General features: G+C 65.2%; 21 protein-coding genes and 1 riboswitch. Of the genes, 14 read left to right on the top strand and 7 right to left on the bottom strand.

Annotation, left to right across the window (positions count from 1 at the left end; all coding sequences use genetic code 11):
* Window positions 1-44: 44 nt before the first annotated feature.
* The 3 genes from mdh to ACO06X_RS06740 all read right to left on the bottom strand — a co-directional run bounded on the left by mdh (window position 45) and on the right by ACO06X_RS06740 (window position 2,996).
* Window positions 45-1,007 carry a malate dehydrogenase gene (gene mdh, locus ACO06X_RS06750; RefSeq protein ID WP_421839176.1) on the bottom strand — a complete coding sequence of 321 codons (963 nt, stop codon included), beginning with the start codon at window positions 1,005-1,007 and terminating at the stop codon, window positions 45-47.
* 219 nt (window positions 1,008-1,226) lie between these two features.
* Window positions 1,227-1,577 (bottom strand): hypothetical protein, encoded by a 351-nt coding sequence (locus ACO06X_RS06745; RefSeq protein WP_421839175.1) that lies wholly within the window; start codon window positions 1,575-1,577, stop codon window positions 1,227-1,229.
* Between the two features lie 192 nt (window positions 1,578-1,769).
* Complete coding sequence (locus ACO06X_RS06740) at window positions 1,770-2,996, bottom strand: cell wall hydrolase (RefSeq protein WP_421839174.1); 1,227 nt, start codon at window positions 2,994-2,996, stop codon at window positions 1,770-1,772.
* 228 nt (window positions 2,997-3,224) lie between these two features.
* Window positions 3,225-3,428, top strand: a riboswitch (cobalamin riboswitch).
* 107 nt (window positions 3,429-3,535) lie between these two features.
* Here ACO06X_RS06740 and ACO06X_RS06735 point away from each other — a divergent pair.
* The 11 genes from ACO06X_RS06735 to ACO06X_RS06685 all read left to right on the top strand — a co-directional run bounded on the left by ACO06X_RS06735 (window position 3,536) and on the right by ACO06X_RS06685 (window position 17,085).
* A complete protein-coding gene (locus ACO06X_RS06735) occupies window positions 3,536-5,404 on the top strand; it encodes a TonB-dependent receptor plug domain-containing protein (protein ID WP_421839173.1) in 1,869 nt (622 codons plus the stop codon).
* A 56-nt stretch (window positions 5,405-5,460) separates the two neighbouring features.
* Window positions 5,461-6,435 (top strand): ABC transporter substrate-binding protein, encoded by a 975-nt coding sequence (locus ACO06X_RS06730; RefSeq protein ID WP_421839172.1) that lies wholly within the window; start codon window positions 5,461-5,463, stop codon window positions 6,433-6,435.
* Window positions 6,432-7,394, top strand: coding sequence for a FecCD family ABC transporter permease (locus tag ACO06X_RS06725; RefSeq protein ID WP_421839171.1), 963 nt, complete (start codon window positions 6,432-6,434; stop codon window positions 7,392-7,394). Before ACO06X_RS06730 ends, ACO06X_RS06725 begins: the two co-directional genes overlap by 4 nt.
* A complete protein-coding gene (locus ACO06X_RS06720; RefSeq protein WP_421839170.1) occupies window positions 7,391-8,131 on the top strand; it encodes an ABC transporter ATP-binding protein in 741 nt (246 codons plus the stop codon). The genes ACO06X_RS06725 and ACO06X_RS06720 overlap by 4 nt, the downstream gene beginning before the upstream one ends.
* A 151-nt stretch (window positions 8,132-8,282) precedes the next feature.
* Window positions 8,283-8,573, top strand: a complete 291-nt coding sequence (locus ACO06X_RS06715; RefSeq protein WP_421839169.1) for a type II toxin-antitoxin system RelE/ParE family toxin — start codon at window positions 8,283-8,285, stop codon at window positions 8,571-8,573.
* 52 nt (window positions 8,574-8,625) lie between these two features.
* Window positions 8,626-8,925, top strand: a complete 300-nt coding sequence (locus ACO06X_RS06710) for an addiction module antidote protein (RefSeq protein ID WP_421839168.1) — start codon at window positions 8,626-8,628, stop codon at window positions 8,923-8,925.
* 154 nt (window positions 8,926-9,079) lie between these two features.
* Window positions 9,080-12,037 (top strand): excinuclease ABC subunit UvrA, encoded by a 2,958-nt coding sequence (uvrA, locus tag ACO06X_RS06705; protein ID WP_421839167.1) that lies wholly within the window; start codon window positions 9,080-9,082, stop codon window positions 12,035-12,037.
* A gap of 196 nt (window positions 12,038-12,233) precedes the next feature.
* The gene (locus ACO06X_RS06700) at window positions 12,234-13,085 is read left to right on the top strand and encodes a MipA/OmpV family protein (protein WP_421839166.1); all 852 of its coding nucleotides are present in this window, start codon (window positions 12,234-12,236) and stop codon (window positions 13,083-13,085) included.
* Between the two features lie 343 nt (window positions 13,086-13,428).
* Window positions 13,429-14,523, top strand: a complete 1,095-nt coding sequence (locus ACO06X_RS06695; RefSeq protein ID WP_421839165.1) for an SIR2 family protein — start codon at window positions 13,429-13,431, stop codon at window positions 14,521-14,523.
* Entirely contained in the window at window positions 14,507-15,856 is a 1,350-nt protein-coding gene (locus ACO06X_RS06690) for a hypothetical protein (RefSeq protein WP_421839164.1), read from the top strand. The genes ACO06X_RS06695 and ACO06X_RS06690 overlap by 17 nt, the downstream gene beginning before the upstream one ends.
* A 359-nt stretch (window positions 15,857-16,215) precedes the next feature.
* Window positions 16,216-17,085 (top strand): hypothetical protein, encoded by an 870-nt coding sequence (locus ACO06X_RS06685; protein WP_421839163.1) that lies wholly within the window; start codon window positions 16,216-16,218, stop codon window positions 17,083-17,085.
* Here the strand turns inward: ACO06X_RS06685 and ACO06X_RS06680 are convergent.
* From ACO06X_RS06680 to ACO06X_RS06670, 3 genes are all read right to left on the bottom strand, one after another.
* Entirely contained in the window at window positions 17,039-17,290 is a 252-nt protein-coding gene (locus ACO06X_RS06680; protein WP_421839162.1) for a hypothetical protein, read from the bottom strand. The genes ACO06X_RS06685 and ACO06X_RS06680 overlap by 47 nt on opposite strands.
* Window positions 17,287-17,508, bottom strand: coding sequence for a hypothetical protein (locus tag ACO06X_RS06675; protein ID WP_421839161.1), 222 nt, complete (start codon window positions 17,506-17,508; stop codon window positions 17,287-17,289). The genes ACO06X_RS06680 and ACO06X_RS06675 overlap by 4 nt, the downstream gene beginning before the upstream one ends.
* 272 nt (window positions 17,509-17,780) lie before the next feature.
* Entirely contained in the window at window positions 17,781-18,482 is a 702-nt protein-coding gene (locus ACO06X_RS06670; RefSeq protein ID WP_421839160.1) for a DsbA family protein, read from the bottom strand.
* Between the two features lie 141 nt (window positions 18,483-18,623).
* Between ACO06X_RS06670 and modA the strand changes: the two genes are divergently transcribed.
* Genes modA through ACO06X_RS06655 form a run of 3 tightly spaced genes read left to right on the top strand, consistent with a single transcriptional unit; the run spans window position 18,624 to window position 20,735 of the window.
* Window positions 18,624-19,406, top strand: coding sequence for a molybdate ABC transporter substrate-binding protein (modA, locus tag ACO06X_RS06665; RefSeq protein ID WP_421839159.1), 783 nt, complete (start codon window positions 18,624-18,626; stop codon window positions 19,404-19,406).
* Window positions 19,407-19,429: 23 nt separating this feature from the next.
* Entirely contained in the window at window positions 19,430-20,119 is a 690-nt protein-coding gene (gene modB / locus ACO06X_RS06660; RefSeq protein WP_298172035.1) for a molybdate ABC transporter permease subunit, read from the top strand.
* Entirely contained in the window at window positions 20,109-20,735 is a 627-nt protein-coding gene (locus tag ACO06X_RS06655) for an ATP-binding cassette domain-containing protein (protein ID WP_421839158.1), read from the top strand. The genes modB and ACO06X_RS06655 overlap by 11 nt, the downstream gene beginning before the upstream one ends.
* Here the strand turns inward: ACO06X_RS06655 and ACO06X_RS06650 are convergent.
* The gene (locus ACO06X_RS06650) at window positions 20,732-22,747 is read right to left on the bottom strand and encodes a potassium transporter Kup (protein WP_421839157.1); all 2,016 of its coding nucleotides are present in this window, start codon (window positions 22,745-22,747) and stop codon (window positions 20,732-20,734) included. The two genes, ACO06X_RS06655 and ACO06X_RS06650, sit on opposite strands and share 4 nt — an antisense overlap.
* Window positions 22,748-22,764 lie beyond the last annotated feature (17 nt).

Below are 22,764 nucleotides of genomic sequence, written 5' to 3'. Positions count from 1 at the left end.
GCGGGCAGGTCTTCGCGCCCCGGCCCAGCCTCACGCCAGCCCACTCAGGCGAGCGACGGGTCGATCCCCTTGCACGCCACCAGCAGCTCCTTCACCGCATCGACCGAAACCTGCAGGCCGGCCTTGTCGGCGTCGTCCAGTTCGATTTCGATGATCTTTTCCACGCCGCCCGCACCGATCATCACCGGCACGCCCACGTAGAGTCCGTCAACGCCGTACTGGCCATCGACATAGGCCGCGCAGGGCAGGATGCGCTTCTGGTCGCTGAGATAGGCTTCGGCCATCGCGATGCCCGAAGTGGCGGGCGCATAGAACGCCGAGCCGGTCTTGAGCAGGGCCACGATCTCGCCGCCGCCGCTGCGGGTGCGCTGCACGATCGCGTCGATGCGCTCCTGCGTCGAAAGACCCATCTTGACGAGGTCGGGCACGGGGATGCCGTTGACGGTCGAATAGCGTGTCACCGGCACCATCGTATCGCCATGGCCGCCGAGCACGAAGGTGTTCACGTCCTTGACCGAAACCTGGAACTCATCGGCAATGAAGTGGCTGAAACGCGCCGAATCCAGCACGCCCGCCATGCCCACCACCATGTGATGCGGCAGGCCCGAAAATTCGCGCAGCGCCCAGACCATCGCGTCGAGTGGATTGGTGATGCAGATCACGAAGGCGTTCGGCGCATTGGCCTTGATGCCCTCGCCCACGGCCTTCATCACCTTGAGGTTGATGCCGAGCAGGTCGTCGCGGCTCATGCCCGGCTTGCGCGCAACGCCGGCGGTCACGATGATGACATCGGCCCCGGCGATATCGGCATAATCATTGGAACCGGTGATCTTCGCGTCAAACCCTTCAACCGGGCCGCACTGCGAAAGATCGAGCGCCTTGCCCTGCGGCACGCCCTCGACCACGTCGAACAGTACGATGTCGCCAAGTTCTTTCTGCGCCGCGAGGTGCGCGAGCGTACCGCCGATGTTGCCGGCGCCGATCAGCGCGATTTTCTTGCGAGCCATGCCTTTGCATTCCTTTCCCGGATACGCGGGACACGCAGCCCTGTCAGGCCGCCCGAGAGCTACCGCCATAAGGGCCTCCCGCGTCCCGCATGACGGGAAGGAATCCAAGCGGATAGGAGCGACCTAAGCCTGCAGGATGGTGATTGCAAGGCGCAAAAACCCGCTCTCTGCGGGTTTTTGTGATAACAGTTCGCAATAGCAAAAGGGCTTGCTTGCGCCTCAGCCTTGCAGTCTGGCCCGCGCTGCGCAGGCCCGTGCGAGCGGCCCGTCCAGCATCGCGCAGACCGCGAGCCACCACTCGGCACTGGCACTGTCGCCGCTCTCGGCCGCGATTTCCGCCGCCTCGCACGCGCGCTGCGCGGCAGACAGGCCATGCGCGGCGAACAGCCGCAGCGCTGCGGTGAGCAGCGCGTCGTCCTGCGGATCGGAATCGTTGGCACCGGCCTTGTGCGCTGCCAGCGCAGCGCCGTTGTCGTTGAAAGCGCGCGGCACACGCAGCGCGCGCGGGCGCAAGTCGCCCCAGTGGAGGCAGGGCGAGATGATCCCGTAGCGAGGGGCAAAATGCAGCATGGGGGGCTCTCCTCGGTTGCCGATGGAGCGGATATAGCAGGCCGGGGTGAACAGCGCGTTCGCCCTTAGGGTAAAGGTATAGCTAACCCTACTTAGCGGAGAACAAGTATAATCAGTACAGTGGTTTAAGGATGATGCCAGAGCGCGCCGAAATGGGCCTCCCTGGCAAGATGAGCCCGCATTGGGCTGAACCTAGCCGCCCGGCTGGGCAATCCATTTGCCGGCATTTTCGTAGGCGGGATTGACCGTCGCCCCGCCCGGCAATTGCCCCGCGCGGTACAGCGCATCGCCCCCGCGCGCCTCGACTGCGGGCGCAAACTGCGGCGTGGCCGCGCGCGGCTCGCCATAGCTCGGCAGCGGGGACTGGCCGAACGAGGCTGCATTGCGGCCCGCCGCGCCCGGTGCCGCCTGTGCAGACTTGAGCGCTTCGATCCGCCCCGCCTCGAACGCCTTTTCCAGCTGGATCGGATCGGCCACGTCCGCCGCCGCCGGAGTCCAGGTGCGCGGATGCGGGGCCGCCACCGGCTCTCCGCCCGAATAGACCGCATTGAACGCGATCGGCCGTCCTGCCGCGCCGCTCCAGCGATAGAACCGGTGCGCGCCGATCGTGCCGATGAAGGTCAGGCTGTCCGCCCAGTAGGGATGCACCGCGCTGGTATGGTAATGCGTCGCCAGCCCCACCGGCGCATAGACGGACCCTGCCAGCGCATCGGCGGCCACGCGCCGCGCGCGGTCCCAGAACGCGGCCACGGGCCGCCGCGCCATCGATCCGTCGCAGGCAAAGCTGAACTGGCAGCCTGCGCGCTCCGATCCCTGATAGACCACGCCGCAAACCGTCTTGGGCCAGGCCGGATGCGCCACGCGGTTGAGCACAACTTGCGCCACTGCGCGCTGCCCGGCATCGGGCTCGCTCGCCGCCTCGTAATAGATCGCCGCCGTCAGGCACTGCAGCGCGCGCGATTGATCAAGGCTCGTGCCCCGCATCGCGATTGGCCGCGCCGCCGGTCCCACGCCAGTGATCGGGGCCGCGTCGTCGCCATGGATCTGCGCCAGCTGCGCATCCCACGCAGACTTCGCCGCATCGGGCGCGAGCATGCCGGTGTCATCGCTCGCCAGATAATAGAACGCCGAGCCCGGAAAGCTGTCGCCCGGCCGCTCGAACGGCTGCAACCCATCGCGCGCCTGCGCCGAAGGCACTCCCGGCGCGATCCACCCCGGCCCCGCCAGCCACAGCGCAAAGCCCAACACCGCAACGCCAAGGATTCCGCCCCAGCGCTTGAAAAGCCTCTCCCGTGCGGGGGAGGGCATGTCATGCACTACCGGCGCCGCAGCCACCTTGACCGCAGGCACCACCACCCGCCGAGGCGCCAGTGCCTGGGGCGGCAGCTTCACCGGCCGGTAGTCAATGATCAGAGGCATGGAACAGAGGGACTCATTTAGCGGCATTGCAGCGCTAGAGCCTCTGTGGGGCTTGCGCATCCTGCCATTTCACCCCGTCCCGCTAAGGCACAGGCCCCTGTCAGAGCATTAACGCCAACTCCGCCGCAGTTCCTCTTCCCTCTCCATTTTTGCGAAGCACAAATGGGGAGGTGGCATCGCGGAGCGATGACGGAGGGGGACTTGCCCCAAAGTGCAGGTCCCGCTACACATCCCCTCGACGCCACCGGTGCCCGCGAAAGCGGGCTAAGAGGGAATTCGGACAAGTCTTCAACGATTTGCCCCCGAAGCTGCCCCCGCAACTGTGCCCGGATAGCGCCCTGTCCATCATGCCACTGGCCGCAAGGCTGGGAAGGCGGGCAGGGGGCGATGACCCCGGGCGAGCCAGGAAACCTGCCGGTGTGTGGTCGTTCCGCGGCCGGGCGGGGTGTACCGGGCGCATGCGTGAGACGGCGCGCCTTATGGCCCCGCGCACTCTCCCGCCATGGACGGCAACGTCCATGGGCCGGGAGGAAAACCGAATGAAAAATCTGTATCTTGCCGCCGCAGCCTCATGCGCTCTGGCAACCCCCGCGCTTGCCCAGCAGGCCGATCAGATCACCGTCATCGCCACCGGCAGCCCGAGCCGCATCGACCAGACCGGCCAGCCCATCACCGTCCTCACCGCCGCCGATCTCGCCCGCCTGCAAGGCCCCGATATCACCCGCGCGCTCGAACAGGTCCCCGGCCTCACGCTCAGCCGCAATGGCGGCCCCGGCGCTTTCACCGGCGTCCGCCTGCGCGGCTCCGATAGCGAACAAGTCCTTGTCCTCATCGACGGCGTCCGCGTCGAAGACGTCGCCGCCCCCGGCGCGGGCTTCGATTTCGGCACGCTCACCACCGGCGGCATCGAACGCATCGACGTCCTGCGCGGCTCCAACTCGGTCACCTGGGGCAGCGCGGCGCTCGGCGGCGTCATCGCCATCCAGACGCGCGAACTGAACGGCTATGAGGCCAGCGCCGAAGGCGGCAGCCGCGGCTCCTTTGCGGGAGAGGCCGCCGCCGGCCTTGCACGCGAAAAGTATGCCCTCTCGCTCACCGGCGGCTACACCACCACCGATGGCGTCTCCGCCGCTGCGGTCGGCACCGAAGCGGACGGCGCGCGCCAATGGCACTTCGGCGGCAAGGCCCGCCTCGATCTCGCCCCCGGCCTCTCCTTCGTCGCCAATGCGCGCTACGCCGATACCCGCACCGAGATCGACGGCTACCCCGCGCCAAACTACACCTTCGCCGATACCCCCGAATACCAGACCACCCGTCAGGCCTCCGGCCGCGCCGATCTGCGCTACGAAGGCGCGTGGCTCACCCTGAACACCGGCTTCGCCCTCTCCGATACGAAGCGCGATTACTACGACCCCACTTTCGGCCCAAATGGCGGCACTGCCCCCAGCTACGGCTACCGCGGCCGCAGCCACCGCGCCGATCTCACCGGCCGCGCCACACTGCCCGCAAATTTCGCGCTCGATTTCGGCGCGGACAGCGAATGGACGCGCTATTCCGGCACCTTCGATGCCCGCCAGACCGCGCGCCAGACCAGCGGCCACATGATGCTCGGCTGGTACACCGATGCCATCTCGCTCGCCGCTGGCCTGCGCTATGATGATCACAGCCGCTTCGGCAATGCCACCACCCTTGGCGCCAACGGCACCGTCCGCCTCGCGCCAAACCTGCGCCTGCGCGCCAGCTACGGTGAGGGCTTCAAGGCTCCCACGCTGTTCCAGCTCCTCTCGGACTACGGCAACGCCGCGCTCCAGCCCGAACGCAGCCGCAGCTACGATGCGGGCCTTGAATACAAGAGCGGCCCCGTCACCGCCGCCGTCACGGTCTACCGCCGCGATAGCCGCAACCTGATCGCCTTCGTCTCCTGCTTCGGCCAGACCTCCGCGATCTGCACCAATCGTCCCTTCGGCACTTACGACAATGTCGGCAAGGCCCGCGCCGAAGGCGCCGAGGCCGAACTCACCCTGCGGCCCACCGCCAGGTTCACTCTGCGCAGCCTTTACACTTACACCAAGGCCCGCAATCTCACCCCCGGCACTGCCCAGTTCGGCAACGATCTCGCCCGCCGCCCGCGCCACGCGCTCACGCTCAGCGGCGATTGGGAAACCCCGCTGGCAGGCTTCGCGCTTGGCGCAGACCTGCGCCTCATCAGCCAAAGCTTCGACAACGCGTCGAACACCGTCCGCCTCCCCGGCGGCCCGGTCGCCACGCTCCGCGCCAGCCTCCCGCTGCACGACCGCGTGACGCTCTACGCCCGCGTCGAAAATGTCTTCGACAACCGCCTCCCCACCGCCGCCGGCTACAGCGCCGTCGGCCGAGGCGCCTTCGCCGGCCTCAGGGTGCGCTACTGATGCCGCAGAACCCTTCCACTTTGTCCTCCCCATTTTTGCGCAGCACAAATGGGGAGGTGGCCCGCCGCAGGCGGGTCGGAGGGGTTCTTTGCCTCCTGCTCGCGGCGCTCACCGCCTGCACCCCGCAGCCCAAAGGCGAAACACCGCGCGAACAGGCCCACCGCATCCCCACGATCGTCAGCCTCAACCCCTGCGCCGACGCGATCCTCGCCGAAGTCACCGCCCCCGGCCAGCTCCTCGCGCTTTCGCACTACAGCGCCGATCCCCGCGCCGCCTCGATGGACCCGGCCAAGGCCCGCCAGTTCCCCACCACGCGCGGCACGCTCGAGGAAGTCCTCACGCTTCGCCCCGATGTGGTGGTCGATAGCACCTTCGTCCCCCCCGCCACCGCCGCAGCCTACCGGCGCCTCGGCCTGCGCCTCGAAACCATCGGCATCGCCAGCACGGTCGAGGAAAGCCGCGCCCAGATCCGCGGGCTCGCCGCGATGGCCGGTAACCCCACGCAAGGCGAAGCGCTCATCGCGCGCATCGATGCGGCCCTCGCCGCCGCCGCGCCCACCCGTGCGGGCGCCTTGCCCGCGCTGGTGTGGGAGCCCGGCGGCATCGTCCCGGGGGACAACACCCTGATCGCCGATCTCCTGCGCCGCACCGGCTTCGCCAATTTCGCCGCCGCGCGCGGGCTGGGGCAGGCGGACCAGCTCCCGCTCGAACGCGTCCTCGCCGATCCCCCGCGCGTGATCCTCGTCGCCGGGTCAGACCGCGCGCTCAGCCATCCCGCGCTGACCCATCTCACCGGCACCACCCGCGCAGCGCTTGATCCGCGTCTGCTCTACTGCGCCGGCCCCACCATCATCCCCGCCGCCCAGCGCCTCGCCGAAGTGCGGCGCACTCTTTCTCCCCTCCCCATTTTTGCCGCAGGCACAAATGGGGAGGGGGCTCGCGAAGCGAGACGGAGGGGTTCTTCTCCCCTCCCGCATGCGGGAGGGGTCCGGGAAGGGTCTGTTCCGCCCAAGCTGATAGCCAGCCAATGACCCGCCCCGTCCCCCTTCTCCTTGCGGCACTGGCCATCGCGATCCCCCTCAGCCTCCTCGCCGGGCAAGTCTGGCTCAACCCCTTCGCGCCCCACACCGTCAACGCCTTCACCATCCTCGCCGAACTGCGCGCGCCCCGCGCCGCGCTGGCGCTGGTCATCGGTGCGGGGCTGGGCGGGGCAGGGGCCGCGATGCAGGGCTACTTGCGCAATCCGCTGGCTGATCCCGGCCTCTTCGGCGTCGCCCCCACTGCCGCGTTCGGCGCGGTGCTCAGCCTCGCGCTCGGTCTCGGCACGCTGCTCCCGCTCGCCTCGCTGCTTGGCGCGGCCATCGCCATGGCCGCGCTAGCGCTCATCGCGGGCAATGCCAGCGGGCAGAACAGCACCACCCTGTTCGCGCTCGCGGGGCTCATGCTCGCCAGCCTCTCCGGCGCGCTCACCAGCCTCGTCATCAGCCTCGCGCCCAATCCCTTCGCGCTCAGCGAGATCGTCACCTGGCTGATGGGCAGCCTCGAAAGCCGCTCGTGGCACGATGTCCTGCTCGCCGCGCCGCCCACCGCGCTTGGCCTGATCCTTCTTTCCCGCGCCGCTCCTGCGCTCGATGCGCTCACTCTGGGTGAGGAAACCGCCCGCTCCCTGGGCGTGGATCCCACCCGCCTGCTCTGGCTCGTGGTTCTCGGCACCGGCCTCGTCGTGGGCGCCGGGGTCGCCGCCGCCGGGATCATCGGCTTTGTCGGCCTCGTCGTGCCCCACATCCTGCGCCCCTATACCGATCAGCGCCCGTCCAGCCTGCTCCTCCCCAGCGCGCTGGGCGGGGCGCTGCTCCTGCTCATCGCCGATTGTCTCTGCCGCCTGCTGCCGCTCGCGGGCGGCGAACTGCGCATCGGCATTGCGCTAAGCCTCCTGGGCGCGCCGTTCTTCCTGCACCTGCTCCTGCGCCTGAGGAGCGAACTGGCATGAACCTTGCTCCCCGAAACCTCACAGCCGAAAACCTCACCGTCCCCGGCCGCCTCGCCAGCCTCACCACCGCACTCCGCCCCGGCGAACTGACCGCAATCTGCGGCCCCAACGGCGCGGGCAAGACCACCTTGCTGCGGGCACTCGCGGGGCTGGAGGCCGGCCCCGTCACCCTCGGCGAAACCCCGCTCGCCGTCCTCCCGCCGCGCCGCCGCGCGCAGGAGATCGGCTATCTGCCCCAGCATGCCGAGCCCGCGTGGAACCTCACCGTCGAAGCACTCGTCCGCCTCGGCCGCCTGCCGCACCGCACCTCGCGCGCCGAGGATGAGGCCGCCGCCAAAGCCGCACTCACCGCGCTCGATGCCGCGCACCTCGCGCCCCGCGGCATCCACACCCTCTCCGGCGGCGAACGCGCCCGCGTCCTCCTCGCCCGCGTCCTCGCCGGCCAGCCCCGCTGGATCCTCGCCGACGAACCCCTCGCCAGCCTCGACCTCGCCCACGCCGCCACGCTCCTCGCGCATTTCCGGGGGCTCGCCGATGCCGGGGCAGGGGTCGTCCTCGTCGTCCACAGCCTCGCCCACGCGATGAACCACGCAGACCGCGTCATCGTCCTCCAAAACGGCCGCCTCGCCGCCGATGGGCCGCCAGCGGTCGCCCTCTCCGAGGAAATCATCGAACACGTCTGGAACGTCCGCGCGCAGTGGACCGGCCCCCAAGGCGCCCGCGCGCTTTCGCTTTAAATCCGCACACCCCCGCACGGTCGAGGGCTCATGCGGTCTAGTGCCGTACCCCGCTCAGCGCCGCCGCAAGTTCCCGCACAGATGGATAAAGAGGCTCTGCCGCCTTGGGCAGGCTTGACATCTCATAACGCTTGTCGCATATAAACGACAAATGTTCGAAGTCCGGCAGACCGATGAATTTGCCCGCTGGCATCAAGGGCTGCGCGATCCCCGGGCGCAACTCAAGATTGCCCAGCGCATCATGCGATTGCAGGCAGGCAACCCGGGTGATTGGAAATCGCTTGGCGGGAGCCTCAGCGAGCTGCGGATCGATCATGGTCCGGGCTACCGGGTCTACTACACGGTCCGCGATCAGGTGGTTTATATTCTGCTTTGTGGCAGCGACAAGCAGGGGCAGGGCGCTGCAATCAAGCGCGCAAATGAATTGGCCGATCAAATTTGATTGATGACGAGGATTGCCCTCCCTCGGGAAGATCAGGGCATGGGAATGAGCGATGACGAAGCTGACCACTACGCCTTTTGATGCGGCCAAGTTCATTCGCACCGCGGATGATGTGCTTGATACGTTGAACGATGCTCTGGAAAGCGGCGATGCGGCTTATGTCGCCAGCACGCTCGGCGTGATTGCGCGATCCGAGGGCATGAGCAAGTTGGCCAGCGCGACGGGAATGAACCGCCAGGCGCTTTACACCGCGCTCAGCGAATGCGGGAATCCCACGCTCGATACCTTGCTCAAGGTACTGGCCGCACTCGGCGTGCGTCTCAAGGCAGAGGGCGTGTCTGCCGCCGCCTGATCTGCCTGAAGATACGGGGGCACAACCCCGGCTCTGTCGAGCGGCTTTCTTGCCCCCCGCGCCACCTTGCTATCGCGCGCCCCGCCACCCACGTGTCGCAAAACGCCCGCGCGCCTCTTGCCGGAATCGAACAAATCTGGAACAGACTGCCCCCATGTCCCTCAGCACCATCTCCATTCGCGGCGCGCGTGAGCACAATCTCAAGGGGATCGACGTCGATCTCCCGCGCGATAGCCTGATCGTCATAACCGGCCTTTCGGGCTCGGGCAAATCGAGCCTCGCGTTCGACACGATCTATGCCGAAGGCCAGCGCCGCTATGTCGAGAGCCTCTCGGCCTATGCGCGCCAGTTCCTCGAGATGATGCAGAAGCCCGATGTCGAACATATCGACGGGCTCAGCCCCGCGATCTCGATCGAGCAGAAGACCACCAGCCGCAACCCGCGCTCCACCGTGGCGACTGTCACCGAGATCTACGACTATATGCGCCTCCTCTGGGCGCGCGTCGGCATTCCCTATTCGCCCGCCACGGGCCTGCCCATCGCGGCACAAACGGTCACCCAGATGGTCGACCGCGTGCTCGCCCTGCCGGAAGGCACGCGCGCCTATCTGCTCGCCCCCGTCGTGCGCGGCCGCAAGGGTGAGTACCGCAAGGAGCTCGCCGAATGGCAACGCGCCGGCTACACCCGCGTGCGCATCAATGGCGATCTGATGGCCATCGAGGACGCCCCCGCGCTCGACAAGAAGCTCAAGCACGACATCGAAGTCGTGGTCGATCGCATCGCGGTCAAGCAGGCCGACGAAGGCTTCCGCACCCGGCTGGCAGGCAGCTTCGAGCAGGCGCTCAAGCTGGCGGATGGCACCGTTTATCTCGATCTGGCGGATACCACGGTTGAGGCGATTGGTGGGCAAGGGGCTGCTCCCACCCCCGCTCAGCCTGAGCCTGTCGAAGGCCCCTCGGGCAAGCGCAGCGCCAAGGGCATGAAGAAAACCGGCCTCCCCGCCAACCGCATCGTCTTCTCCGAAAAGTTTGCCTGCCCGGTCAGCGGCTTCACCATCGAGTCCATCGAACCCCGCCTCTTCTCTTTCAACGCCCCGCAAGGCGCGTGCCCCGCCTGCGACGGCCTCGGCGAAAAGCTCCTGTTCGATCCCCAGCTCGTCGTGCCGAACGAAGCGCTCAGCCTCAAGCAGGGCGCGGTCGTGCCCTGGGCCAAGTCCAACCCGCCGTCGCCCTACTACATGCAGGTGCTCGCCAGCCTCGCCGGCCACTTCGGCTTCAGCCTTGAAACGCCGTGGGAAAAGCTCCCCGGCGAGGCCAAGGTCGTCATCCTCTACGGCACCGCCGGCAAGGCCGTCCCGCTCACCTTCGTCGATGGCCGGAAAAGCTACACCGTCCAGAAGGCCTTCGAAGGCGTGATCGGCAATCTCAACCGCCGCATGCTCCAAACCGAAAGCGCGTGGATGCGCGAGGAGCTTTCGAAGTTCCAGACCGCGCAGCCCTGCGAGACCTGCCACGGCGCCCGCCTCAAGCCCGAGGCGCTGAGCGTCAAGGTCGCCATGGCCGACATCTCGTCGATCACGCACCTCTCCGTCGCCGCTGCGGTGGAATGGTTCGGCGCGCTCGATGCCCAGCTCACCTCGCAGCAGAGCCAGATCGCCAAGGCCATCCTCAAGGAAATCAACGAGCGCCTCGGCTTCCTCAACAACGTCGGCCTCGATTACCTCAACCTCGATCGCACCTCCGGCACCCTCTCCGGCGGTGAGAGCCAGCGCATCCGCCTCGCCAGCCAGATCGGCTCCGGCCTCTCCGGCGTGCTCTACGTGCTCGACGAGCCCAGCATCGGCCTCCACCAGCGCGACAACGATCGCCTGCTCATCACCCTCAAGCGCCTGCGCGATCTCGGCAACACCGTCATCGTCGTCGAGCACGATGAAGACGCGATCCGCACCGCCGATCACATCGTCGATCTCGGCCCCGGCGCCGGCGTCCACGGCGGCGAGATCGTCGCGCAGGGCGATCTCCAGGCGATCCTGACGAACCCCAACAGCCTCACCGGCCAATACCTCACCGGCGCCCGCCGCATCGAAGTGCCGAAGAAGCGCCGCAAGGGCAACGGCCTCAAGCTCACCGTCGAAGGCGCCCGCGCCAACAACCTGCAGAACGTCACCGCCTCCATCCCGCTCGGCACGTTCACCTGCGTCACCGGCGTCTCCGGCTCCGGCAAATCGAGCTTCACGATCGATACGCTCCACGCCGTCGCCGCGCGCACCTTGAACGGCGCCCGCGTCATCGCCGGCGCGCATGATCGCGTCACCGGCCTCGAACACTGCGACAAGGTGATCGAGATCGACCAGTCCCCCATCGGCCGCACCCCGCGCTCCAACCCCGCCACCTACACCGGCAGCTTCACCCTCATCCGCGATTGGTTCGCCGGCCTCCCCGAAAGCGCCGCGCGCGGTTACAAGCCCGGCCGCTTCAGCTTCAACGTCAAGGGCGGCCGCTGCGAGAAGTGCCAGGGCGACGGCCTCATCAAGATCGAGATGCACTTCCTGCCCGATGTCTACGTCACCTGCGAGGAGTGCGACGGCCGCCGCTACAACCGCGAAACGCTCGAGGTGAAGTTCAAGGGCCACTCCATCGCCGATGTGCTGGATATGACGATCGAGGACGCCGAGGAATTCTTCAAGGCCGTCCCCCCGATCCGCGATCGGATGCACATGCTCAACGAAGTCGGCCTCGGCTACGTCAAGGTCGGCCAGCAGGCCACCACGCTCTCCGGCGGCGAAGCGCAGCGCGTCAAGCTCGCCAAGGAACTCGCCCGCCGCTCCACCGGGCAAACGCTCTACATCCTCGACGAGCCCACCACCGGCCTCCACTTCGAAGACGTGCGCAAGCTCCTCGAAGTGCTCCACCGCCTCGTCGATCAGGGCAACAGCGTCGTCGTCATCGAACACAACCTCGATGTGATCAAAACGGCCGACTGGCTGCTCGATCTCGGCCCCGAAGGCGGCGTGCGCGGCGGCGAGCTGGTCGCCGAAGGCACGCCCGAGCAGGTCGCCAAAAACCCCCGCAGCTTCACCGGCCACTACCTCGCGCCGCTCCTCAAACGCTGACAGTTGTTCCTCCCCATTTTCACGAAGTGCAAATGGGGAGGTGTCAGCCCGTAAGGGCTGACGGAGGGGTTCTTCCTTCCCGTCCACCCCGGCAACAATACGTTATAACATAGCAACGCAACCACGCCGCCCGCCTGCTATGCGCTGCGCAGTCGCACCCCACTCCGCAAGACGCCATCGTCAGGACCTGGCCCCCATGAACACCGCCCACTGCACCGCCCTCGCGGCCGCGCTCACCCTCCTCGCGCCCGCCGCGCATGCCCAAAGCCAAAGCACACCCGCCCGCCCCGCCGGCCCGCCCGCACCGCCCACCTGGGTCCTCACCGTCGGCGTCGCGCCCATCGTCGCCCCCGCCTGGCAAGGCTCGCGCGATACCGCTTTCTCGATCTTCCCGGATATCCGCCTGGCCTACAAGGATGCCGTCTTCGCCTCGGTGCAGGAAGGCCTCGGCTGGAACGCGATCAACCGCGATGGCTGGAAGATCGGCCCCATCGCCCGCCTCCGCTTTGGCCGACGCGAATCCACCGGCGGCTCGCCCTTCCTCGTCGCCGGCGGCAGCGATGCCCTGCGCGGCTTCGGCAACGTCGGCCTCGCCGGGGAATTCGGCGGCTTCGTGCAATATAGTCCAGACCGCCGCCTCGCCCTGCGCACCGAAGTCCGCCAGGGCACCGGCGGCCACGAGGGCCTCGTCGCCGAACCCTCGATCCGCTTCACCGATCGCGCCGGCGCGTTCCGCTATTCGCTCACCGCGCGCAGCACCTTCGCCAGCGCGAAGTACACGCAGGTCTACTTCGGCGTGACCCCCGATCAAGCCGCCCGCGCCGGCCTCACGGCTTACCAGACGGGCTCCGGCCTCGTCTCCGCAGGGCTGGGCGGCACGCTCACCCGCCCCCTGGGGAGCCGCGGCCAGCACGGCGCGCTCACCCTCCTCGCCGGCTACGACCGCCTCGGCAACGCCGCCGCCAACAGCACCCTCATCCGCGAACGCGGCCGCCGCGATCAATTCACCCTCGGCCTCGCCTACGGCTACCGCTTCACCTGGAAATAAGCCCCCATTCCTCCCCATTTTTGCGGCACGCACAAATGGGGAGGGGGACCGCCTCGCTCATCCTGAGCCTGTCGAAGGAAGCAGGTGGTGGAGGGGTAGTTCCTCCCCGGAACGGGGAGGGGAACCACCGAAGGTGGTGGAGGGGCACCCTCGGCAAACACACCACCCCCGCAAACACAAATCCCATCCGCCCCCACCACTGCGGACCCACCCACAAAGCAAAAGCAAAGAAGAGGGCCATCGCCCCGCACCCCGAAAAATCGAAATGCGTCAAAAAGCAAATGCCGGTCCCGATTGACGGGTGTTTGCAAGTCGGTAGCTTAGCCCTCGAAAGGGAACCGCTATGGATTTAGAGGAAGCGCTTCGTCGAGTGTATCTTGGACGTTCAATTGCATTCATGGGGGCTGGCTTCTCAGCCGGGATTGCCGCGATCGAAGGTTCCGTCCCATATGGCTTTGAATTTGCAGCTGAACTTGGGGGCGCAGCTGGAGAGACAGACCACCTGTCGTTGGATTTGGCTGCGAGCATTTATGAGCAAAACAAATGTGTCCCTTCACTTAGGGAACTCATACAAAAGCGGTTTACTGTAAAATCGCAGTCCGATCCCCAAACGGTCATAGCATGCTTGCCGTGGCGACGGATATACACGACGAATTATGATAATTCAATCGAGTTTGGCCGTGCTAGTAGAGGTTTAAATTACAGCGTTGCTACTTCAAGTGATCGTCCAGTACACCATGCGCACGAATTCACGGTTGTTCATCTTCATGGTTATGTTGATCGCCTTTCTACAGAGGACTGGGAAGAGGAATACGTCCTCACTAATGAACAGTATGCGTCGGACAAGCTCAGAGAATCTGGCTGGATCGAGATGTTTAGAAATGACGTCGAGTATGCTGATTCGCTAATATTTTTTGGCTATGGAGTAGGAGATATTGATGTCGCCCGTTTGTTGTTTTCAAACCCGAGCCTGAAAGATAAGACATTCTTCTTAATTGGAAAAGGTGCCCCTAGATCGGTTGAAATCCGTGCATCTGCATTTGGATCAACTCACAGGCTCGATACTGATGAAGTTTGCGCAATGATACCCCCAGCAGATAGGATAGACGTCCCCAAGGCCAGTCCGTTTCTTGCCGCTCTTCGTGATGTTTGCCTAGTGCCATCCCCGGAAAAGCCGAGTCGCAAAGATGTCGTTGATCTTCTAATTAAAGGTGACTGTAATCCAGATTTCATTTCGAGAGATTTAGTAAACGGGACGACAGATTACTACGTATCTCGAGATGAGATTAGTGCGAAGCTTGCCGAGCCGAATAAGGGTGCTTTGCGTTGGTTCGTGCACGGGGGGGTTGGGGGAAGGGAAGTCCATCTGTCTGAACGAGATTGCGCACTCATTTTTGTCGCAGGGACGTCGGGTCCTGCGATTGGACGGAGATCTTGATGGTTTTGCTGACGACTTGGACTTCCTTAGCTCTCTAACATCTGATGATCACAAAAAGACAGTAATATTTGTCGAAGGTGGAATTGCACTTGCTACAGAACTCAGAGGGTTAATTGAGCGGTTTCCACTGATTTCATTTGTTGCAACTCAGAGAAGTGCAGTGTTGCAAACGCGGATGACTAGTCTATCCAATACACTTGGCGATGATTTTGATTTAATCGATATATCTGTTTTGTCGTCAAGCGAGGCAGATCGACTGAATGAGCTTCTTTACGAGAATGGGCTGTGGGGCGATCGGCAAGGCTTGAAATTTCTAGAGCGGTCTAGGCTTCTCACGCGCCGTTACAAAGGTAGCTTGGCTAGCGTTCTTTTGGATGTTTGTAAGTCGACTGACATTTTTTCGCGAGTTTCGCGCTTGTTCGACGGAATTGATGGCCGCGTGAGCGGTCTTCGCAAGAGCGTAGTAACCGCGCTTTCACTAGCATATGCAGGTAGTAATCTTACAGTTTCGCAGTTAAGTGAAATCGTGGGGAGTGATGTATTTAAACTGAGTTCGACGCAGACAAATGAAGTAATTAGAGAATTTTTTGATATAAGCCGGAATAGAATTTCAGTAAGATCTCCAGCATTTGCACAGGCTGTTCTTAAGGATTCTGTCTCAGATAGTACATTAGTGAGTGAGCTTCCGTGGATTATAGCACGCCTTGATCGACTTTGTTTGGATATACGGGCTTATGAGGAGCCTGTTAAGCAGATGATGAGATTTGGGTTCATTGAAAGAATACTTGCGGATGACAATCAAAAAGAGGCGAAATTAGTTTCTTATTTTGAAAATATTCGATCTACCGGTGTAGGTGTGTCAAATCCACAGTTTTGGCTTCAATATGCAATTGCTTGCATGTCATTCAAAAAATATGAAGATGCTGGATTTCATTTTACGACAGCATTCGGTTTGACAAAAAATCGAGGTGGGTACGATCCTTATCAAATAGAAAATACCTATGCGCGGTTTCTTCTTGAAAGTCGATCTAGAACCGATAAGTGGGATGACTATTATGATGCATTTATGTCCGCTCACGAAATTTTATCGAAGCAAATGTCGTCAGTAAGGGAAGGTTACTATCCTTATCGTGTTGCGCGTTTATACCTTGAGTTTGTGGATGCAAGAATTGGATCGATGGATAAGGCCCAGAAGAGGCAAGTATTTGACAGTTGTGGGAGATTATTGGTTCTAGCGGACAAAGCTCCTCCCGTAGTCCGTCGTAGTAAGTATTGGCGGGAATCAAAAGAAGCGCTTAATGCTACTAGAGATGTCATTTCTGAGCTTATCTAGAATGTTGTTGAGCAAGAGTGATTAGCTTCAATTTCGATCAAAATTAGGGTTTGGGAAAAAATTTTTTCCTACACACCCCCACCCATGCCACAATGATCCCCCTTTGTTCCAATCGGGAGTCGCACGGCATGGCACAGCACAATTCCAGCGGGTTCGGGCGCGGGTGGATTCCCATGGAGCGCGATCTGGGGCTGCCCGATGATGTCGATCCTTTTGCTCCCCTCCCGCCTGCGGGAGGGGCTGGGGGAGGGCATGTTGGGTCAAGCGCAGCGTATCCCGAACACACCCTCCCCCCAACCCCCTCCCGCAGGCGGGAGGGGGAGTTCACCTTCTCGCGCCCCTTCACGCCGGACCGCCGCGTGCGCTTCCTCCATTTCCTTGCCACCACCGGCAATGTCCGCCGCGCCTGCGCTGCGGTCGGCGTTTCGGCGCAGGCGGCCTATGTCCACAAGCGGCGCGATGCCGCGTTCTCCCATGGCTGGCACGCTGCGCTGCTCCTTGCGCGCGATGCGGCGGAGGAAGTGCTGGCCGAACGCGCGATGAATGGGGTGCAGGAGACGATCTTCTACCGGGGTGAGGCTGTCGGCCACCGCGTCCGCTTCGATGCGCGCCTGCTGCTGGCCCACATCGCGCGGCTCGATCGCCATGCCGATCAGGCGGTGCAGGAGGGTGAGCCCGCGCCGGGCATCGCCGCCCGCTTCGATGAATACCTCGCCGAGCTGCGCGAAGCGGCGGAGCCCGGTGACGAACCCGCCTTCGCGCCGCCGGACTATGATTTCGATGCCCCGCCGCAATGGACCCCCGCGCAGCCCACCCGCGAGGAAGCCCTCCTCGCCGCGCGCGAAGAGGTGCTCTATGCCTTCCCCCCTGAATCGGAGGACCTCCCCGCCGAAGCGCTCGCCGGGCTCGATCTCGATGCCATCGATCCCATCGATATCTGGCCCGAGGCGCTCGCCCAAGCCCAGCACACCGCCGAAACCGCCGCCGCCGCCGAATGGGACGCCGCCAGCCAGACCCGCCTCGCCGCGCTCGACATGCTGTTCGATGAACACGAATTCCCGCCGCCCGCCGAACCGGCCATCGAAACCAAGTCCGCCAAACTCCCTCAGGACCGTGTCAACCGTGTCAACTTGCGCGCCCTGATTGCGGCCCGCCCGCCCCTGTCCCTTACGCCGCTGTCCCTCACGCCCCCCAGCGCAGCACATAGGGCTGGCGCGGATTGCCGGTGATTTCGGCCACCACGCGCCGCTGGGCCTGCGCGCCGCCGGGGCCGCGCGCCGTGGCGATGATCGTCACCACCCGGCCGCGCCAGTCCGCCGGATCGCTGATCGGGAAGGCGGGGCGCTGACCGGCGATCTCGCTCTCCGCGCCGTCCGTGCGGGGCTCGTCGTCCTGGTCGATCCAGTCGTCGAAGCTGTCGCGCAGGGTCTTCACTTGCGGCGGCGGCAGGCCCAGCGCGCCGTCAGCCCGGGGCGGGTGAGCCGGGCGAGCGCGATCTCCACCCCCGCATCCGCCGCCCCGCCACCGGCATCCCCCGCCGGCCCCACGGTGCGGATGTCGATCACGATGCTGTCTGCCGGCACCGGCATGATCCGCTCGGCGATGTTGAGCCCCGCCATGACCTTGATGCGGCTGACTACCGGCGCGCGCATCGCGGCGCTCCACCCGCCGCCCGGTGGCAAAGGCGATGCCCTCCGCCGCCTCACGGTCGAGCGGGTTTGCCGCCGAGTGTGTTGCAGCCATCGCAGGATTTGTTGGGGGAGCGCAGCCATCGCGACGCCCGCGCGTGCAATTTCAGCCGGATTGGCCAATTCATCAAAAATTCAGCGCTGCAGCGCTATAGCGGGGCATCACGCTTCTGCGCTGCAGGCGAGCGTTACACCCCTCTCCTGGCGGCGGCAGCTTCGGCTTCCGCCGCCGTTTTTCAATCCGCCCCGTTCGCGCCCAGAGCGCGGATCACACCGGTGATCTCGGACGCAGGGATCGCGCCCTCGGTCATGGCGAGCTTGCCCGAGCGGTTGTCGCGCACCACGATGGCGGGTGTGCCGGTCACCCCGGCGGCATTGGCGGCGTTGAATTCCTGGCCCAGCGCCTGAACCGTATCCGGCGCATGGACGCAGGCATCGAGCGCGGCCATGTCGTTCACGCCGGCTTCCCGAGCGAGGGCTTCGACACTTGCGCCCGTGGTTTCGGGAAGACCGGCGCCATTGGTCCGCGTCAGCTCCATGTAGCGATCGAGAAACCGGAAGTAGCCAGCCGGAGGCGTCTGCCGGCTCACGCAGATGGCCGTTGCCGACGCAACGAATGCTGCCCGCCCATGCATGGGCAGCGGCAGCAGGCGCACCACGAGGTTCACCCGGCCGCCACTGGTATCGACGACCTTTTCCGGCGTCCGCCCCAGCATCTTGCAGTAGGGGCATTCGGGATCGAGCCAAACGATCACGCTGAAATCGCTCGCGGGCTGCCCATAGACCGGCTCACGCGCCGCATCGACCGGCGCGACCGTGCCAGCGCTGTGCCAGATCGATTCCGCAGCGGCCTGCGCCGAGGCAGGGGATGCCGCCAGCGCCGCAAGGGCGGATGCCGCCAGAAGCAGGCCGGTGTTGAGGGGGCGGAGTCGGTGCATCGGTGGGCCTTCGGCTGAGACGGTGAAACGGATATGACAGCGCAGGAGACCGCCCATCGCGCAAAGCATAGGCGCCGAATTCGCTCTAGGCAATTTGGTGCGGGGTTGTATATCCCGGAATATAGCTGACTGGAGCTGTCCTTGCCGTCTCTGCTGCGCCGCCTTCGCCATGGCCTTGCCCTTTGCCTGCTCCTGATCACGGCGCAGGTCTCTCCGGCGCATGCCCAAGCGCGCGGCCCACTCGTGCTGGCGGCCTCCAGTCTGCAGGAAGCGCTGACCCTGGCTGCGGACAGCTGGGCAAAGAAGGGGCACCCTCGGCCCGTCCTGTCGTTTGCAGCATCGTCCGCGCTCGCGCGCCAGATCGCGGCCAAGGCACCGGCCGACCTCTTCTTCTCCGCCGATGAGGAGTGGATGGATTATGTCGCAGCGCGCAATCTGATCGTTTCCGCCACCCGTGCCGATCTGCTCACCAACCGCCTCGTCATCGTCGCCCCCGCCAAGAGCCGCGTGAGCCTTGCGGTGAGGCCCGGCTTTCCGCTTGCGGCCGCGCTTGGCGGCGGGCGGCTCGCGCTTGCCGATCCCGATGCGGTTCCCGCTGGCCGCTATGCCAAGGAAGCGCTGACCCGGCTCAAGGTCTGGCCGAGCGTGGAGGGCAGCCTGGCCCGTGCAGAGAATGTGCGGGCGGCGCTGGCGCTGGTCGCGCGCGGGGCGGCTCCGCTCGGCATCGTCTATGCCACGGATGCGCGGGCTGACGGAGCTGTCCGCGTGGCAGGCTGGATTCCGGCGAACATGCACCGGCCGATCGTCTATCCGCTCGCCCGCCTCGTCGCCTCGTCCAATCCGGAGGCGGAGGGCTTCCGCCGCTTTCTCGTTTCGGCGGAAGGCAAGGGCATCCTCAGCCGCTACGGCTTCGGCACGCGCTGAGCGGCGATGGATCTGGCATCGGCATGACCGCCGAGGAATGGGGCATCGTCCTGCTCTCGCTGCAGGTCAGCCTCGCTGCGATTGCCGGCGCGCTGCCGCTGGCATTCGGCCTCGCCTGGGCGCTCGCGCGGCTGCGCTTTCCGGGCAAGATCCTGCTTGATGGCATTGTCCACCTGCCGCTGGTGCTGCCGCCAGTCGTGATCGGCTGGTTACTGCTGATCGCCTTTGCGCCGGAAGGACCGGGGGGGCGGCTGCTTGCCCTGTTCGGCGTCACCGTGCTGTTCCGCTGGACCGGCGCGGCCATCGCTGCTGCCGTGATGGCGCTGCCGCTGATGGTGCGCGCGATCCGGCTCAGTCTCGAAGCCGTCGATCCCCGGCTCGAACAGGCCGCGCGCACGCTGGGTGCGGGGCGCTGGCGCACCTTCGCCACGATCACGCTGCCGCTTGCCGCGCCGGGCGTGCTGGCGGGCGCAGTGCTCGGCTTCGCGCGCTCGCTCGGCGAGTTCGGCGCCACGATCACCTTTGTCTCCAACATTCCTGAGGAAACCCGCACACTGCCGCTGGCGATCTATGCCGCGCTCCAGCTGCCCGAAGGCGAGAGCGCGGTCTGGCGGTTGGCGCTGATGGCCGTGGCGCTCTCACTGGCGGCGCTGGTCGCCTCCGAGGCGCTCAGCCGCGCTTCGGGTAGTGGCAGGGGCGGCCATGTCCTTTGATGTTGACGTTAGGCTGCAGCGGGGGGAGCGCACGATTGCCTGCCGCTTCACCGCTCCGGCAGGGATCACCGCGCTGGTGGGGCCGTCAGGCGTGGGCAAGTCGAGCATGCTGGAGGCGATTGCCGGCTTGTTGCGCCCTTCCGCCGGGCGGATCGCGGTCGGCAGCACCGTTCTTTTTGACAGCGCGCAGGGCGTGAACCTGCCGCCCGAGCAGCGCGCCTGCGGCATGGTGTTTCAGGACTTGCGCCTCTTTCCGCACCATCGCGTGCGCGACAACCTGCTCTATGGTTACAAGCTCGCGCCGCCCGAGCGCCGCTTCCTCGGCCTCGACGAAGCCGCGGCTTTCCTCGACATCGCCCCGCTGCTCGGCCGCCGCCCGCGTACGCTTTCAGGGGGCGAGGCGCAGCGCGTCGCCATCGGGCGGGCGCTGCTTTCGGGCCCGCGCTTCCTGCTGATGGACGAACCGCTCACCGCGCTCGACGATGCGCGGCGCGAGGCGATCATTGCGGTCATCGGACGCATCCGCGCCGAGTTGGCGCTGCCCATCCTGCTCGTCAGCCACGACCGCGCCGATGTCGCCCGGCTGGCGGATCAGGTGGTGGAGTTTGGACCCTAGATTTCCAGCTGGCTGCCGAGTTCGATTACGCGGTTGGTCGGCAGGCGGAAGAAAACCATCGCGCTTTCCGCATTGCGCACCATCCATGCGAACAGCTTTTCGCGCCAGATCGCCATGCCCGGGCGCTTTGAGGCGATCAGCGTCTGGCGGGCGAGGAAATAGCTCGTCTCCATCGGCTTGAACGCCCCGCCAGCGCGCGTTTCGGCGGCAAGTTCGGCGGGCACATTGGCCTCGTCCATGAAACCGATGCGGATGATCATGCGGTAGAACCCGTAGCCGAGGTCTTCCACCTCGCGCCGCTTTTCGGGCGGCACGTGCGGCACGTTCTGGGTCTCCACCGTCAGCACCACCACCCGGTCATGCAGGATGTGGTTGTGCTTGAGGTTGTGGAGCAGCGCGGGCGGAATGCCTTCCACGTTGGAGGCGAGGAACACCGAAGTGCCGGCCACGCGCCGCACCTTCGGGCAGACCGAACCGAGGAAGATGTCAAACGGCATCGAATCCTCGGCCAGCCGCTCGCGCATGATGCGGCGGCCGGTGGACCACGTGCTCAGCATGGTGAAGGTGATGCTTGCGCCCAACAGCGGGAACCAGCCGCCATCGGGAATCTTGGTCATGTTCGAGGAGAAGTAGGCGCCGTCCACCAGCAGGAACAGGCAGGTGAAGAACCCAGCAATCGGCGCGGGCCACTTCCAGACCTGGAAGGCAAGCACCCCGAACATGCACGAGGTTATGAACATCGTGCCGGTGTTGGCGATGCCGTACGCCGAGGCGAGGTTGCCCGAAGTGCGGAAGCCCAGCACCAGCATCACCACCAGCGCCAGCAGCGTCCAGTTGACGATCGGGACGTAGATCTGCCCCGCGGCGCTCGCGCTCGTGTGGCGGATGCGGATGCGCGGCAGATAGCCGAGCTGCACCGCCTGCTGCGAGACCGAGAACGCGCCGGAAATCACCGCCTGGCTGGCAATCACGGTCGCGGCTGTTGCGAGCAGCACCAGCGGCAGGCGCAGAGCATCAGGGGCGAGCATGAAGAACGGGTTGGCCACCGTTTCCGGCCGGTTCATGATCATCGCTGCCTGCCCGAGGTAGTTCAGCAACAGGCACGGGAAGGCGAGGCACAGCCACGCCGCCATGATTGCAGGCCGGCCAAAGTGGCCCATATCGGCATAGAGCGCTTCGGCTCCAGTCACCGCCAGCACGATCGAACCCAGCGCGAGGTAGGCCATCAGTGGGTCGTCGGCGAAGAAGAGCACTGCGTACATGGGGTTGAGCGCCCAAAGGATATTCGGCGCTTCCATGATCCCGATCACGCCCAGCACGGCGATGGTCAGAAAATAGAACATCATCACCGGGCCGAACAGCTTGCCCATCGCCGCAGTGCCCCGCGACTGGATGGCGAACAGGCCGATCAGGATCGCGATCGAGATCGGCAGGACCAGATGCTCGAAGCCGGGGTGGACCACCGTCAGGCCCTCGACCGCAGACAGCACTGAAACCGCCGGCGTGATCATCGCATCGCCGAAGAACAATGCCGTGGCCGTGAGGCCGAACACGGACATGACATATGTCCAGCGCCGGTCTGACAGGCAGCGGCTGACAAGCGCGAGCAGGGCCAGGCTGCCACCTTCGCCCTTGTTGTCTGCGCGCAGCACGAGGAACAGGTACTTCACCGTCACGATGACGATCATCGTCCAGAACACGATGCTGAGCACGCCGAACACATGTAGCTGATCCACCTTCATGAGGTGGTGGCCGACAAAGGTTTCCTTGAACGAATAGAGCGGCGAGGTGCCGATATCGCCGAAAACCACACCGATCGCGCCGACGGCCAGCGTGGCAAGACCTTCGCGCTGGTGGCCGTGGCCTTGCTCATCCGGGTGCTGCTCGCCACTCCCTGCGGGGGCATCGGCTGGGGCTGTGGCCCCTGCAACTGCCCCAGCCCCTGCAACGGCCGGGCCGGAAACGGGCTCACCGCCTGCAGGCGCGCCATCCTGAATCGCGTTGTGGTCCATCGGCGCGCCGCTACTCC

Source organism: Novosphingobium sp. (assembly GCF_965229225.1).
GTDB lineage: Bacteria > Pseudomonadota > Alphaproteobacteria > Sphingomonadales > Sphingomonadaceae > Novosphingobium.
This window is presented reverse-complemented; position numbering and strand designations above follow the sequence as displayed.

What these genes read in the sequence shown, in the direction of transcription:
- ACO06X_RS06715 (WP_421839169.1), top strand. Translation starts at nt 8,283, where the DNA reads ATGTTCGAAGTCCGGCAGACCGATGAATTTGCCCGCTGGCATCAAGGG.
- ACO06X_RS06745 (WP_421839175.1), bottom strand. Translation starts at nt 1,577, where the DNA reads ATGCTGCATTTTGCCCCTCGCTACGGGATCATCTCGCCCTGCCTCCAC.
- uvrA (WP_421839167.1), top strand. Translation starts at nt 9,080, where the DNA reads ATGTCCCTCAGCACCATCTCCATTCGCGGCGCGCGTGAGCACAATCTC.
- ACO06X_RS06735 (WP_421839173.1), top strand. Translation starts at nt 3,536, where the DNA reads ATGAAAAATCTGTATCTTGCCGCCGCAGCCTCATGCGCTCTGGCAACC.
- ACO06X_RS06675 (WP_421839161.1), bottom strand. Translation starts at nt 17,508, where the DNA reads ATGCGCGCGCCGGTAGTCAGCCGCATCAAGGTCATGGCGGGGCTCAAC.
- ACO06X_RS06695 (WP_421839165.1), top strand. Translation starts at nt 13,429, where the DNA reads ATGGATTTAGAGGAAGCGCTTCGTCGAGTGTATCTTGGACGTTCAATT.
- ACO06X_RS06655 (WP_421839158.1), top strand. Translation starts at nt 20,109, where the DNA reads ATGTCCTTTGATGTTGACGTTAGGCTGCAGCGGGGGGAGCGCACGATT.
- ACO06X_RS06670 (WP_421839160.1), bottom strand. Translation starts at nt 18,482, where the DNA reads ATGCACCGACTCCGCCCCCTCAACACCGGCCTGCTTCTGGCGGCATCC.
- modB (WP_298172035.1), top strand. Translation starts at nt 19,430, where the DNA reads ATGACCGCCGAGGAATGGGGCATCGTCCTGCTCTCGCTGCAGGTCAGC.
- ACO06X_RS06650 (WP_421839157.1), bottom strand. Translation starts at nt 22,747, where the DNA reads ATGGACCACAACGCGATTCAGGATGGCGCGCCTGCAGGCGGTGAGCCC.
- ACO06X_RS06700 (WP_421839166.1), top strand. Translation starts at nt 12,234, where the DNA reads ATGAACACCGCCCACTGCACCGCCCTCGCGGCCGCGCTCACCCTCCTC.
- ACO06X_RS06720 (WP_421839170.1), top strand. Translation starts at nt 7,391, where the DNA reads ATGAACCTTGCTCCCCGAAACCTCACAGCCGAAAACCTCACCGTCCCC.
- ACO06X_RS06710 (WP_421839168.1), top strand. Translation starts at nt 8,626, where the DNA reads ATGACGAAGCTGACCACTACGCCTTTTGATGCGGCCAAGTTCATTCGC.
- mdh (WP_421839176.1), bottom strand. Translation starts at nt 1,007, where the DNA reads ATGGCTCGCAAGAAAATCGCGCTGATCGGCGCCGGCAACATCGGCGGT.
- ACO06X_RS06725 (WP_421839171.1), top strand. Translation starts at nt 6,432, where the DNA reads ATGACCCGCCCCGTCCCCCTTCTCCTTGCGGCACTGGCCATCGCGATC.
- ACO06X_RS06740 (WP_421839174.1), bottom strand. Translation starts at nt 2,996, where the DNA reads ATGCCTCTGATCATTGACTACCGGCCGGTGAAGCTGCCGCCCCAGGCA.